Genomic DNA, 14356 nt, shown 5'->3' with positions numbered 1-14356 from the left:
TAACGTTTCAGGCAATATGACGCCTGATCAAATTGCCCTGATCAGAAAGCTATGAGGAACAATGGCCGTCGTTGAAATCGAAGACGTTTTGGAAATCCTGCAACCCGGCCAGACCATTGCCGGGCTTGATCTTGGCACCAAAACCATCGGCCTTGCAGTTTCCGATCTTGGCCTGTCATTCGCCAACCCTCGCACTGTTATCAAACGTGCCAAGTTCACAATCGATGCTCAGGTGCTGCTCAAAGCCTTGGAAGCCGACAAAGTTGGCATCATCATTATCGGCCTGCCAATGAATATGGATGGCACTGCGGGACCACGCGTTCAGGCGACACGTGCATTTGTCCGTACCATGCAGCCGCTTACTGATCTACCATTCGTCTTCTGGGACGAACGGCTGTCGACAGTTGCTGCAGAACGCGCATTGATCGGCATGGACGTCTCGCGCGGCAAGCGAGCCGAACGCATTGATTCAGCCGCTGCTTCATTCATTCTGCAAGGTGCACTGGATCGCTTGCACCTGCTTCGATCATCACATCGAGACGATAGCGATTACGACGCCGGATAGAGCTGATCAAGAATCCTGTTGGCATTGTGGCGCGCGTCTAACATGCCATAGGTCGAGCGCCACTGCCCGCCGAGCCGGGTTTCAATGAAAGCATCTGCAATGTCATCTGCACCAAGGTTACGCAGTTCGGCGGCGGCGGCGGCATAGGCGAGCTGTTCTGTCAGAAGACGCGCGACACCCTGATCGGTCTCAGTCAGTTGCAATGCGGCCTGAAGTACATCGATTGTGCCCTGCCCACGCACGCCCAATTGTTCGCTGATCCAATCCAGCACTTCATCAAAAAGTGCCGGTGCGCGCGACAGCACGCGCGCCACATCGAGCGCCATAACATTGCCGGAACCTTCCCAGATCGCGTTGACAGGGGCTTCACGATAGGCGCGGGCGAGATTACCCTCCTCGATATAGCCATTCCCACCAAGGCACTCCATCGCTTCGTAAAGCAGTGCTGGAGCGATCTTGCAGACCCAATATTTAACGACAGGTGTCATGCAGCGAGCGAAAGCGGCTTCCGCCCGGTCGCTTGCCGCCATGTCGAACGCACGGGCAAGGCGCATGGAAAGTGCTGTTGCACCCGCTACATCCAGCGCCAAATCAGCCAGAACACGGTTCATCAGCGGCTGTTCGATCAATGGCTTATCAAACACCACGCGATGACGCGCATGATGAACGGCTTCAGCCAGACCGGAACGCATCAAACCAGCAGAAGCAACCGCACAATCAAGACGGGTAAGCGTCACCATATCCATGATGGTTTTCACGCCTTCGCCGGAATTTCCGACGAGGTGGCCGATAGCACCGTCGAATTCGACTTCTGCGGAAGCGTTGGACTTATTGCCCAGCTTGTCTTTCAGGCGCTGGAAGAAAAAGCCATTTCCCGCGGCTTCATTGGTCAAACGCGGCAAAAGGAAGCAAGAAAGCCCTTCTTCCGCTTGGGCCAATACGAGAAACGCATCCGACATTGGAGCCGACATAAACCACTTATGGCCGCTCAGTGTATAAGTACCATCCTCATTGCGTTCCGCACGGGTCGTGTTGGCACGCACATCTGTGCCGCCCTGCTTTTCGGTCATACCCATGCCGAGCGTGATGCCTTGTTTGCTAAACGCGGGCTTTTGCGAGGAATCATATTTGCGCGACAGAACCTGTGGCGACCATTCCTTGTAAAGTTCGGGCGATGCCATCACGGCGGCAAGCGACGCGTTCGTCATCGTCAACGGACAAAGATGTCCAGCTTCAAGCTGCGCTGTCAGATAAAAACGCGCGGCACGTGCCTGATGACGGCGTCCGGTTTCAAGAGGATTCGCTTCCCAGATCGAGCAATGCAGCCCCTGCGCAATCGAGCGGCGCATCAAGGCGTGGTAGGCAGGATGATATTCAATAAGATCAGCGCGCCGTCCCTGCCGGTCATGCGTACGTAGTTTTGGCAGCTCAGTATTTGCCAAGCGCGCAAGATCCTGCGCTTCAACTGATAAGACAAAACGTCCGGTATTCTCCAGATCGCTGTGGAGTTCCTTCGGAAAACGCGCTGCGATTTGTATCAGAAGCGGATCGCCCAGATATGCATTGTTGCCCGTCATGGACGGTGTCTGGTTGGTGACTTCGTGAGTTTTCACAGGCTTATCCGTTTGGTTAGAGCATTTGCCAAAAGTGCGAAGCGGTTTTGCGTGAGGCCAATGCGTAAGAACAAGTAGTTAGAGCGGAGACCAAATTCCGTCAGATCAGCGCTCCGACCGAATTCAATTTATGCCCTCTTGCATCCCAATTTCCTAACATTTTCCAACGGACGTGCAATTTCCACCCAAAAGAATACAGGTTTTTCTTTGTGAATCGACCAAAGCCATTATAACGGCGGTTGCGGTCCAGCTGTCGCAGCTCTATACGGATGACTTGCCATGACAAACCAAACGGTCTCTCCGCTATTCCCTCACCGCCACCTGCTTGGCATCAAGGGGCTATCGCCCCTGGACATTCTTTGCCTTCTTGATCTTGCCGATCAGGAAGTCGCTGTTTCGAGACAGCCAGAAAAGAAAAAGTCCGTGCTGCGCGGTCGCACACAAATCAACCTCTTCTTTGAAGCATCGACGCGAACACAATCTTCGTTCGAACTCGCCGGAAAACGGCTGGGTGCTGACGTGATGAACATGTCCGTCGGCAATTCGTCGGTCAAAAAAGGCGAAACGCTGATCGATACTGCCATGACGCTCAACGCCATGCAGCCCGATATTCTGGTCATTCGCCATGCTTCGGCAGGTGCTGCGGCACTGCTCGCACAGAAAGTCGGCTGTGCAGTCGTCAATGCGGGTGACGGTGCTCATGAGCATCCGACGCAAGCGTTGCTTGATGCGCTCACCATCCGTCGCGCCAAAGGCGATATCGGAAACCTCATTGTTGCGATTTGCGGCGATGTACTTCACTCTCGTGTTGCGCGTTCCAACATCCTGCTTCTCAATGCACTCGGCGCACGTGTTCGTGTCGTCGCTCCTTCGACACTGCTGCCTGCTGGTATCGCTGATATGAGTGTCGAGGTTTACAACACTATGGAAGAAGGCCTGAAAGACGCAGATGTCGTCATGATGCTGCGCCTTCAACGCGAGCGTATGGCCGGCTCCTTCGTGCCTTCGGTGCGCGAATACTTCCATTTCTATGGCCTCGACAACGAAAAGCTCAAATATGCCAAGCCTGACGCTCTCGTCATGCATCCCGGCCCGATGAACCGTGGGGTGGAGATTGCCTCGGACGTTGCCGATGGTCCGCAAAGCATGATCCAGCAACAGGTTGAGATGGGTGTGGCCGTTCGCATGGCGGTCATGGAAGCGCTGCTTGATCCCCGACGTAACCAGATGAGCGACGGAGAGCGAGCATGAGCACGACCCTGTTTAAAAATGCCCGCATCGTTGATCCTTCGCGTGGACTGGACGAAAACGGTAGCCTGCTCATCGAGGATGGCAAGATCGTCGCCAGCGGTGCCGATGCGCGCAATCAGGGCGCTCCGGAGGGCGCAGAAATCATCGATCTCAATGGCATGGCGATTCTGCCGGGTCTGGTCGATTCCCGTGTTTTCATCGGCGAACCTGGTGCCGAACATCGCGAAACCATTGCTTCCGCAAGCCGCGCGGCAGCAGCCGGTGGCGTCACTTCCATCATCATGATGCCTGATACAGATCCGGTCATCGATGATGTTGCGCTTGTGGAATTCGTCAAGCGTACGGCGCGCGACACGGCCATCGTCAATGTCCATCCGGCAGCAGCTATCACCAAGGGGCTGCATGGCGAGGAAATGACCGAAATCGGTCTGCTTCGTAATGCTGGAGCCGTTGCGTTTACTGAAGGCCGTCACACAATTGCCAACACGCAGTTGATGCGGCGCGCGCTAACCTATGCCCGCGACTTCGACGCGGTGATTGCCTGCGAAACCCGCGACCCCTATCTCGGCGCAAATGGCGTGATGAATGAAGGTCTGTTCGCAAGCTGGCTTGGCCTGTCCGGCAGCCCACGTGAAGCTGAAGTCATCCCGCTCGAGCGCGATCTGCGCCTTGCTGCGCTGACCAGAAGCAAGTACCATGCGGCCCAGATTTCCTGCGCCATGTCTGCCGATGCTTTGCGCCGCTCAAAAGAACTCGGCACGAAAGTCACCGCCGGTGTTTCTATCAATCACCTGTCGCTCAACGAAAACGATATTGGTGAATTCCGGACATTCTTTCGTCTTTCACCGCCTCTGCGCAGCGAAGAAGATCGCCTTGCGATGGTTGAAGCGGTCAAAAATGGTACGATAGATATAGTCGTTTCTGCCCATGACCCGCAGGATGTCGACACCAAACGTCTTCCATTCGCAGATGCCGAAGCCGGGGCGATTGGCCTGGAAACTCTGCTCGCCGCAGCACTTCGCCTCTACCACAATGACAGCATTCCTTTGCTGCGCCTTACGGAAGTCCTTTCTACCGCGCCCGCACGTATTTTCGGTCTTGATGCCGGGACGCTCAAGCGGGGTGCAAAAGCTGACCTCGCCATCGTTGATCTCGACGAGCCTTGGGTCGTTCGCGAGCCGGATTTGCATTCACGCTCGAAGAACAGCTGCTTTGAGGGTGCTCGCTTTCAGGGACGTGTGAACCGCACCGTAGTTGGCGGCAAAACGGTTTATTCAGCTTAACAAATCTGGGAAAGCCGTCTTGCTTTTGGGCGGCTTTTCTTCTCAAGTAGAGTGGTTTCAGTGAAGGCTGAATCGTTGAAACCACTCTAATTATTTGTTTTAACGCATTATCCAACGCAAAACCGCTTCGCACTTTTGCTGGAAATGCTTTAATTAGAGCGGTTCAGTGAAGGCTGAATCGTTGAAACTGCTCTAACTATTTGTTTTGACGTATTATCCTTCACAAAGCCGCTTCGTACTTTAATTTATATATGGAACAAATGGGGAGTTTCATGGCCGAAGCAGGTCTTTTCAATTTGGTGTCGCTCGGCACGCTGGTTTTCGGTTACATTCTCGGTTCTATTCCCTTCGGGCTTATCCTGACCCGGTTTGCCGGACTTGGCGATGTGCGCGCCATCGGCTCTGGCAATATTGGCGCGACCAACGTCTTGCGCACCGGAAACAAGAAACTCGCTGCTGCAACGCTTCTTCTTGATGCATTTAAAGGCACCCTCGCTGTACTGATTGCTTCGCGCTTTGGTGAATATGCTGCGATTGCAGCCGGATTTGGTGCCTTTATCGGCCACCTTTTTCCTGTCTGGATCGGCTTCAAAGGCGGCAAGGGCGTTGCGACCTATCTGGGCATCCTGCTTGGGCTTGCCTGGTCCGGTGCGCTGGTGTTCATCGCCGCCTGGATCATCACAGCCCTACTGACCCGCTATTCGTCGCTTTCGGCTCTGGTCGCGAGCCTTATTGTCCCAATTGCACTTTACGTGCGTGGAGATCTTGCGATTGCAGCATTGTTTGCCGTCATGACGGTGATCATCTTCATCAAACATCAAGCCAATATTTCGCGGCTTCTGAGCGGCACGGAAAGCAAGATCGGTAAAAAGGGATGAAAGAGGGCGCGAATTCGAAGACTTTCGCCTCTCCGTCCGCCAGCGGATCAACTGGCTATGCCTTATCCAAACCGAAAACATCGGTCCGGTTGCTTTCCGAGACCTGATTCTCTTTTGTGGCTCCGCAGCTAACGCCATCGAACGATTGCCCGACCTCAATTTTCGTGGCGGCTCGCGGCCAGAGTGTGTTTTGTCATTGGACGATGCTGAGCGTAAGCTTGAAGTCATTGAGCGTATGGGAGCCCGCCTTGTTGGCATGGGCGAGCCCGACTATCCGCAACAACTGAAAAATTGCGAAGCACACCTCTGGTTATCATCAAGGGCGACGCGAATGTGTTTCACTAACCACCCGTAGCAATCGTTGGGTCGCGCAATGTGTCTGTCGTTGGCGCACGTTTCACCGCGCAACACTCGTTACCAGAGCAGACGACGTTATCGAATCTCTTGCACCACTTATGCCCGATGGCAGCATTTTATCCGATCTGGAACAGGCTGATCTCTTGAACCAGCTTGATGAAGAACCGGCAGTGCTGCAACCAATCGCCAAAGACAAGGAGGGTGATGTTATGGTCGACGCCCTTGACCCTGTACCGATTGATGTGGACACTTTGGTCAGGCATGTCGGCATTAATGCCGGTCCGCACAACTAGATCTTGCTCGAACTTGATCTTGTCGGGAGGCTGTTACACTTTCCCGGCAATCAGGTAGCTCTTATGCCGCAAGAGGAGCATTTATAAAGTCAGTTATGTATAGTTATGTTGATTGTCTCGCGCTTCCTGCAATGCCATATCCATCAGATAGGCCAAAAGATGACTATCGGTTGTCCTTGCCATCTTGACGAGTTCTTGAAACATTTCTTCATTATGCGCCAATGTCTCGCGGTGAGCTGTCTCCCGTTGAACCATTTATGCCCCCACGACGTTTCTGTTTCCATCACGTGAAAATCACCCTCCTGGTTCAAACCCATCGGATATACCCAACCAAATACTACCATTGGTTATACACTTAACAGCAGCAATTTTAAGTTGTATTTGACGAATTTTGTCATCATGCTCTTGACCAAACGCAAACCGCTGTTCATGTGAAAGGCAACAATTTGAACGCGATGAATGGGCATTTTGCCTTGGAAGATCGCGAATCTAGGCTGCTTTAATGAACGTTGTCGTTGTCGAATCGCCTGCCAAGGCCAAAACTATCAACAAATATCTCGGCTCGAACTATAAGGTTCTGGCTTCGTTTGGTCATGTGCGAGATCTGCCAGCTAAGGATGGCTCCGTCCGCCCGGACGAAGATTTTGCCATGTCCTGGGAAGTGGACAGCAATTCCGCCAAGCGTCTGGCAGATATTGTCAAAGCGTTGAAGGACGCCGATGGCCTGTTTCTGGCAACTGACCCTGATCGCGAAGGGGAAGCCATTTCATGGCATGTGCTGGAAGTTCTCAATCAAAAGAAAGCTCTCAAGGGCAAAACGGTAAAGCGCGTTGCATTCAACGCAATCACCAAGAAGGCTGTCCTTGATGCTATCGCCAATCCGCGTGACATCGACGAGCCTCTGGTTGACGCCTATCTGGCTCGCCGTGCTCTCGATTATCTGGTCGGCTTTACCTTGTCGCCGGTCCTGTGGCGCAAATTGCCAGGTGCTCGTTCGGCTGGCCGCGTTCAGTCGGTAGCCCTTCGTCTGGTCTGTGATCGCGAGTCCGAGATCGAGCGCTTCATTCGTGAAGAATACTGGAACATTGCCGCGCTTTTAAAAACGCCACGCAATGATAACTTCACGGCACGCCTAACCGCTGTCGATGGTAAGCGTCTTGGCAAGCTCGATATCAAGAATGAAGAGCAGGCAAGCGCGATCCGAACCATGCTTGAAGGCGCAAGCTTCAAGGCAGTCTCGGTCGAGGCAAAGCCAACCAAGCGCAATCCTGGGCCTCCATTCACCACATCGACCTTGCAACAGGCAGCGTCCGGTCAGCTCGGCTTCTCTGCTTCGCGCACCATGCAGGTGGCGCAGCGCCTTTATGAAGGCGTAGACATTGGCGGCGAAACCACCGGTCTCATCACCTATATGCGAACTGACGGTGTGCAAATGGCGCCCGAAGCGATCACTGCAGCGCGTGATGCGATCGGCAAAAGCTTCGGCCCGAACTACGTACCGGAAAAGCCACGCTATTATGCCAGCAAGGCGAAGAACGCACAGGAAGCGCACGAAGCAATCCGCCCGACTGACTTCATGCGCCACCCCAAAGAAGTGCGCCGCTATCTAGATGAAGATCAGGCGCGTCTTTACGAGCTGATCTGGAAGCGTGCTATCGCAAGCCAGATGCAGGCTGCCGACATTGAACGCACGACAGCAGACATCGAGGCCTTGAACGGCTCGAAGTCGGCAATGCTGCGCGCCAATGGTTCGGTCACCAAGTTCGACGGATTCCTAGCTGCCTATACAGATCATCGCGAGGAAGAGGACGAGGATGAAGACAGCGCAAAGCTGCCGGAAATCCGCTCTGGTGAAGCGATTGCGCGTGAAAAGATCGACGCCACGCAGCACTCCACAGAACCACCGCCGCGCTATTCCGAAGCCTCTCTCATCAAGAAAATGGAGGAGCTCGGCATTGGCCGTCCTTCGACCTATGCGGCGACACTCGCCACCTTGCGCGATCGGGAATATATTACCATCGACAAGCGCAAGCTGACGCCAGACCCGAAAGGCCGTCTGGTAACATCGTTCCTTGAAAGCTTCTTCAAGCGCTATGTCGAATATGATTTCACGGCCGATCTGGAAGAAAAGCTCGATCTGATTTCCGACGGCAAGCTGTCGTGGAAAGACGTGCTGCGCGATTTCTGGCGTGATTTCTCCGGCTCTGTCGACGACATCAAGGAACTGCGTGTTACCAATGTTCTCGACGCGCTCAACGAAGAACTGGCACCGCTTGCCTTCCCGGATCGCGGCGATGGCAGCGATCCACGCACCTGCCCAACTTGTGGAACAGGTCAACTCTCGCTGAAGCTCGGCAAATATGGCGCATTCGTCGGCTGCTCCAATTATCCCGAATGCAAGTTCACTCGTCAGCTCGGTGGTGAGGGAAGTGGCGATGCTGCGGCTTCTGATGAACCAAAGTCACTCGGCAAAGATCCTTTCACCGGCGAAGAAATCACTGCCCGCACCGGACGTTTCGGACCTTATATCCAGCGCGGCGAAGGCAAGGAAGCCAAGCGCGCGAGTCTGCCGAAAGGCTGGTCGGTCGATACGCTTGATCATGAAAAGGCGATTGCCCTTCTGTCGCTGCCACGCGATGTCGGACAGCACCCTGAAACCGGCAAAATGATTTCAGCCGGCATTGGACGCTATGGTCCTTATGTCAGCCATGACGGTACGTTCGCGAACCTCGAAAATGCTGACGAAGTTTTCTCGGTCGGCCTTAACCGTGCGGTTGCTGTGCTTGCCGACAAACAATCCAAGGGTGCTGGTCGCGGGCGTTCCACACCTGCAGCGCTTGCAACGCTTGGCGATCATCCTGATGGTGGTTCAATCACCGTCCGTGATGGCCGCTATGGTCCGTATGTCAACTGGGGCAAAGTCAATGCTACCCTGCCAAAGGGCAAAGACCCGGCAAGTGTGACGCTTGAAGAAGCGCTCGCCCTGATTACGGAAAAAGCTGGCAGCACGAAGCCCAAAAAGGCTCCGGCACGTAAAGCCGCCAGCAAGTCAGCGACTGCTGAAAAGAAGACAACAACGAAAAAGACCGCCGCAAAGAAGCCCGCTGCTAAATCAAAAAGCAAGGCGAAAGCGGCAGAGGAGTAAGACTTGGCGCGCCGTTTCCCCAAACCAGATACCGGACGATCCGCGCGGACCGAACGGCGTGCAACAACAGCAAAATCAAACGCGGCGAAATCGGGTGATCCGATTTCCTTTTTGCCGACGCGTGACGAAGTTCTTAAGTTCATTGAGGAAAATCCGGATCGCGCTGGCAAGCGTGAACTTGCCAAAGCCTTCAACATCAAGGGCGACGCACGCGTCTATCTAAAAGACCTGTTGCGTGAGCTAGCCGATGAAGGGCTCGTTGAAAAACGCGATCGCAAATTGTCGCGCCCTGGTTCGTTGCCCCCGATCACAACTTTAAACGTAACCGGACGGGACAATGACGGTGGTCTCGTTGCGCGTCCAACGGATTGGGACGAAGCCGAACATGGTAAGGCGCCGGTAGTGCTGATCCGCCGTACGCGTCTCAATAAAGCCTCCGATGGCCCCACTGTGGGTGTTGGCGATCGCGTATTGGCCAAGATTTTCCGTAGCAAGGAAAATGACGGCCCGGAATATTCGGCTCGCGTGATCAAGGTAATCGACCACAGCAACAATGCAGTGCTCGGCGTGTTACGCAAGCTCAGCAACGGCGAATGGCGGTTGGAACCAGTCAACCGCAAACAACCGGAAGTGCAGCTGGACCCGCAGTCCCTACAGGATGCTAAAAGCGGCGATCTGGTCGAAGTCGAGCTTACATCCTCGCGCCGTTACGGCCTGCCAGCAGGCAAGGTGCGTCAGGTAGTCGGCTCCATCGACAGCGAAAAAGCGCTGTCGATGATTGCGATCCATGAACATGAAATTCCGCATATTTTCCCGGATGATGTCATCCGGGAAGCGGAAAACGCCAAGCCTGCGACGCTTGATGGCAATCGGGAAGACTGGCGTAAGATTCCGCTCGTTACCATCGATCCGGCAGATGCAAAGGATCATGACGACGCGGTTTATGCAGAACCCGATACAGACCCGGATAATACTGGCGGACATATTGTGATCGTCGCTATTGCCGATGTCGCTGCTTATATTTGCCCGAATTCTGCACTTGATCGTGAAGCGCTGAAACGCGGCAATTCGGTCTACTTCCCCGACCGCGTTGTACCGATGTTGCCCGAGCGCATTTCCAACGATCTCTGTTCATTGCGTGAACTGGAAGATCGACCCGCGCTTGCGGTGCGTATGGTGTTCGATGCCAACGGTCACAAGAAGTCACACAAGTTCCACCGCATTCTGATGCGTTCAGCTGCAAAATTGGCCTATCCGCAGGCTCAAGCAGCGATTGACGGTGCGACGGACGATAAGACCGCACCCATTCTTGATACCATTCTCAAGCCGCTGTGGGCCGCCTATGCAGCCTTGAAGCGTGGTCGCGATGCACGCGAGCCGCTTGAGCTCGACCTTCCAGAAAAGAAAATTCTACTGGCTCCCGACGGCAAGGTTGATAAGGTCATCGTGCCGGAAAGGCTTGATGCACATAAGCTCATTGAAGAGTTCATGATTCAGGCCAACGTGGCTGCGGCTGAAGTGCTTGAAGCGCGCCGCCAGCCGCTGATCTTCCGTATTCACGACGCGCCTGCACTCGCAAAACAGGAAAGCCTGCGTGAATTCCTGCGTACGCTTGATATGAACCTCGCAAAGGGGGCCGAACTCAGGCCGGGCCAGTTCAATCGCATTCTGGAAGCAGTTGATGGCACGGATCATCAGGATCTAGTCAATCAGGTTGTGCTTCGCACGCAAAGTCAGGCTATCTACAGCCCTGACAATATCGGCCATTTCGGTTTGAATTTGCACAAATATGCGCATTTCACATCGCCAATTCGCCGTTATGCAGATCTCATCGTCCATCGCGCTCTGATCAAGGCTCTTGGCCTGGGTAATGACGGGCTGACCGCGATAGAAGAATCGCAACTTGAAAAAACTGCGGCACTGATTTCCTCGACTGAACGCCGGGCCATGCTCGCCGAACGAGAAACTGTTGATCGTCTTATCGCACACTTCCTCGCCGCCCATCTTGGTGACGATTACGAAGCCCGCGTCACAGGCGTCACCAGGGCTGGTCTTTTCGTGTCTCTTGCGACATATGGCGCAGACGGACTTGTGCCCATTTCAACTTTGGGTGATGAATACTATCTATATGACGAAGCGAACCATGCGATCGCCGGAGAAAGAAGCGGAAAAGGCTTCCGTCTGGGCGATACTGTCACGGTAAGACTTGTGGAAGCGCTCCCCGTTGCGGGTGCGCTTCGTTTTGAGATGGTTTCCGAACCGCATTCCCTGCCGATGTCGACACGTTCGCATCATAAGGCAAGCAAGGGAATGCGCGGGCGCAAAGGAAAGCCTGCAGGCTTTTCCGGCGCCTCCAAAACAGGGCCCAAGAAAACGGGTTCTAAGAGAAAAGGTCGCAGATGAGCACGTTAGAGGCCAATTCCACAAATAGTCATGTTCAGGTTTTCGGTGGCGAAAGCCAGAAAACCGCGCGTCCGAGCCGCCCTCTTGGTCAGGCTCTCTGGCGCGGATTCAAATGCCGCTGCCCGCATTGTGGTGAGGGAAAGCTGTTTCGCGCCTTTGTAAAGCCAGTGGATCATTGCTCTGTCTGTGGAGAAGATTATACCGAGCAGCGCGCTGATGATCTTCCTGCCTACCTGACGATCCTCATCGTCGGACACATCGTGGTTGGCGCATTCATGGGCGTGGAAGCCACGACCAACCTCTCATTGTGGGCTCATATGGCGATATGGGGTCCGATGATTGTGATCATGTCCCTGATCTTGCTACAGCCCATCAAGGGCGCAACCATCGGCCTGCAATGGGCATTGTTCATGCACGGCTTTGGTGGACAGGGCGAAGGCGATTACGGCGACGTCACATAACAGGCGGTTCTGCCGTGACCTCCCCCGTCCATTCCAATCAGTCATCAACTAAATCGGCGCTGCGTCCACACGATGCAGCGTCGTTGTTGTTGATTGACCGGACAGGTCGCACGCCACGCATTCTGATGGGCAAACGTCATCCCAGTCTGGCTTTCATGCCGGGCAAATTTGTCTTCCCCGGTGGACGGGCAGAGGCAGGGGACGGCGCGGTAACGGCGGCAACAGAACTCAGTGAAAACGACACCCAAAAACTGATGACAGGCATGGGAACCCGCGCTTCGCAGCGCAGGGCTCGTGCGCTAGGGCTTTGCGCTATCCGAGAAACTTTTGAGGAAACCGGGCTAAGGATTGCACGTACATCCTTTGACAGGCCGAACTCCGATCAAACCTCTTTTGCCAAACGTTTGTCATCCACCAACATAATAATGCCTGATAACAAGGATTGGTGTGCATTCCTTGAACGTGGTGCGTTGCCAGCGCTTGGTGATCTGCGCTATTTCGCTCGAGCGGTAACGCCACCCGGCAATGTCCGTCGATTTGATGCGCGTTTTTTTATCGCCTTTCGCGACAGCCTGCCGGAACTTGAACGAGCATCACTTGTTCCAAGTGGCGAACTGGAAGATTTGGATTGGGTGACAATTGATGAAGTTGATAAACTCGACGTTGCCCGAATTACTCAGGCCATTCTAAAGGAAGCGCGAATGCTGCTCACAGAAACTCGGCTCGACCTGCCTGCCACCTTGCCTGTGGCACAATACAGCAAGCGGCATGGCCGCTTTGTCCGTGAAGTGATCTGACAATATGAACAAAGAAATCCACCCTACCGATCTTGCCTCCCGGGAACCGGAAGGCGGGCCGAATGAGGGCCAGATGCATTGGCGTTCGCTTGCTGCAGCAATAGCTACGATCAGCGCTATGGGCGCTGCAATTGGCTTGGGCATACCGCTTCTGAGTGTACTTCTTGAAGCACGCGGTCACTCCGCAAGCCTGATCGGCGCCAACACGGCTGTCGCTGGCCTTGCGTCGATTGTCGCCGCACCACTCGCGGCACCGATTGCAGCCCGGCTGGGCGTCGCACGCGCCATTGTGCTCATGCTTGTCATCGGCAGTGTTGCTTTTCTAGGCTTCCACTTCCTGCAACCGCTCTGGGCATGGTTCGCCTTGCGGATCGTTCTGCATTTTGCGCTGACTGTGCTGTTTGTTTTGTCCGAATACTGGATCAATGCCTCCGCCCCGCCTGAAAAGCGCGGACTTGTGCTTGGCATTTACGCGACGTCACTTTCGCTGGGTTTCGCACTGGGCCCATGGCTATTCTCCAAGATCGGCAGTGCGGGAGGCATGCCCTTCTATGTCGGCTTTGCAATCATCATAGTGGCTACGATACCCGTGCTACTCGCCTGGCGCGACAGTCCGGATTTCGAGGAAGGCGATCATGTTCCCTTTCTGCCGTTCATCTTTGCTGTTCCCACTGCAACCATGGCAGTCTTCGTATTTGGTGCCGTCGAAACAGGCGGTTTCGCTCTGTTTCCGGTCTTTGGCGCGCGAGTCGGATATGATGAAGGGGACGCAGCGCTGCTGCTGACAATGATCGGGCTTGGTAATGTGTTGATGCAGATACCGCTCGGTATCATAAGCGACCGTATTTCAGACCGGCGTAAGCTGCTGCTGTTCTGTGCTGTGACGGGCCTCATCGGTATGATTGCCCTGCCATATCTCATGCAAAGCTGGTATCTGATGGCAGCCGTCCTGTTCTTATGGGGTGGCGTTGTGGCGGGACTCTACACGGTCGGCCTCGCGCATCTTGGTTCAGAACTCACCGGTCGCGAGTTGGCTTCCGCCAACGCTGCCTTTGTTTTCTGCTATGCAATCGGCATGCTCGCAGGACCTCAAGCGGTCGGTGTGGGCATGGATGCCATGGGACCAAAGGGCTTTCCGCTCACTCTCGGCATCTTTTTTGCAGCTTTTGCACTCTTTGCTGCGATAAGACTTGTCCAAAGGAAGAAGCGGGGTTGACTTTTCGCCCTCAATCCGTAGTGTCGCGCCGAATTTCCGCTTCTAGCCAATTGGCGAGACTCGCAGCGGTTTAATCATGAAAGAGCAGGTATTT

The 14356-nt window shown here is 54.5% G+C and carries 11 protein-coding genes and 1 pseudogene; 10 read left to right on the top strand and 2 right to left on the bottom strand.

Annotation, left to right across the window (positions count from 1 at the left end; all coding sequences use genetic code 11):
- Positions 1-61 precede the first annotated feature (61 nt).
- Positions 62-565, top strand: a complete 504-nt coding sequence (gene ruvX / locus CES85_RS00635) for a Holliday junction resolvase RuvX (RefSeq protein WP_095444161.1) — start codon at positions 62-64, stop codon at positions 563-565.
- Here ruvX and CES85_RS00630 read toward each other — a convergent pair.
- Positions 550-2178, bottom strand: a complete 1629-nt coding sequence (locus CES85_RS00630; RefSeq protein ID WP_095444160.1) for an acyl-CoA dehydrogenase family protein — start codon at positions 2176-2178, stop codon at positions 550-552. The two genes, ruvX and CES85_RS00630, sit on opposite strands and share 16 nt — an antisense overlap.
- A gap of 279 nt (positions 2179-2457) precedes the next feature.
- Here CES85_RS00630 and CES85_RS00625 point away from each other — a divergent pair, with 279 nt between their 5' ends.
- From CES85_RS00625 to CES85_RS00610, 4 genes and pseudogenes are all read left to right on the top strand, one after another.
- The gene (locus CES85_RS00625) at positions 2458-3429 is read left to right on the top strand and encodes an aspartate carbamoyltransferase catalytic subunit (protein ID WP_095444159.1); all 972 of its coding nucleotides are present in this window, start codon (positions 2458-2460) and stop codon (positions 3427-3429) included.
- Positions 3426-4712 (top strand): dihydroorotase, encoded by a 1287-nt coding sequence (locus CES85_RS00620; RefSeq protein WP_095444158.1) that lies wholly within the window; start codon positions 3426-3428, stop codon positions 4710-4712. Before CES85_RS00625 ends, CES85_RS00620 begins: the two co-directional genes overlap by 4 nt.
- Before the next feature lie 272 nt (positions 4713-4984).
- Positions 4985-5590, top strand: a complete 606-nt coding sequence (gene plsY / locus CES85_RS00615) for a glycerol-3-phosphate 1-O-acyltransferase PlsY (RefSeq protein WP_095444157.1) — start codon at positions 4985-4987, stop codon at positions 5588-5590.
- Positions 5587-6327, top strand: a pseudogene (locus tag CES85_RS00610) (DprA-like winged helix domain-containing protein). The gene plsY and the pseudogene CES85_RS00610 overlap by 4 nt, the downstream one beginning before the upstream one ends.
- Before the next feature lie 6 nt (positions 6328-6333).
- Here the strand turns inward: CES85_RS00610 and CES85_RS27000 are convergent.
- Positions 6334-6495 (bottom strand): hypothetical protein, encoded by a 162-nt coding sequence (locus CES85_RS27000; RefSeq protein ID WP_157743376.1) that lies wholly within the window; start codon positions 6493-6495, stop codon positions 6334-6336.
- A 247-nt stretch (positions 6496-6742) separates the two neighbouring features.
- Between CES85_RS27000 and topA the strand changes: the two genes are divergently transcribed.
- The 5 genes from topA to CES85_RS00585 all read left to right on the top strand — a co-directional run bounded on the left by topA (position 6743) and on the right by CES85_RS00585 (position 14262).
- Entirely contained in the window at positions 6743-9385 is a 2643-nt protein-coding gene (topA, locus tag CES85_RS00605) for a type I DNA topoisomerase (protein WP_095444156.1), read from the top strand.
- 3 nt (positions 9386-9388) lie between these two features.
- On the top strand, positions 9389-11788 hold the full coding sequence (gene rnr / locus CES85_RS00600) for a ribonuclease R (RefSeq protein WP_244923190.1): 2400 nt from the start codon (positions 9389-9391) through the stop codon (positions 11786-11788).
- On the top strand, positions 11785-12249 hold the full coding sequence (locus CES85_RS00595; protein ID WP_095444155.1) for a DUF983 domain-containing protein: 465 nt from the start codon (positions 11785-11787) through the stop codon (positions 12247-12249). Before rnr ends, CES85_RS00595 begins: the two co-directional genes overlap by 4 nt.
- A 155-nt stretch (positions 12250-12404) precedes the next feature.
- Positions 12405-13046 carry an NUDIX hydrolase gene (locus tag CES85_RS00590; protein WP_244923257.1) on the top strand — a complete coding sequence of 214 codons (642 nt, stop codon included), beginning with the start codon at positions 12405-12407 and terminating at the stop codon, positions 13044-13046.
- A 73-nt stretch (positions 13047-13119) separates the two neighbouring features.
- The gene (locus tag CES85_RS00585) at positions 13120-14262 is read left to right on the top strand and encodes an MFS transporter (RefSeq protein ID WP_095445640.1); all 1143 of its coding nucleotides are present in this window, start codon (positions 13120-13122) and stop codon (positions 14260-14262) included.
- Positions 14263-14356: the final 94 nt, after the last annotated feature.

It is taken from the genome of Ochrobactrum quorumnocens (genome assembly GCF_002278035.1).
Taxonomy (GTDB): domain Bacteria; phylum Pseudomonadota; class Alphaproteobacteria; order Rhizobiales; family Rhizobiaceae; genus Brucella; species Brucella quorumnocens.
This window is presented reverse-complemented; position numbering and strand designations above follow the sequence as displayed.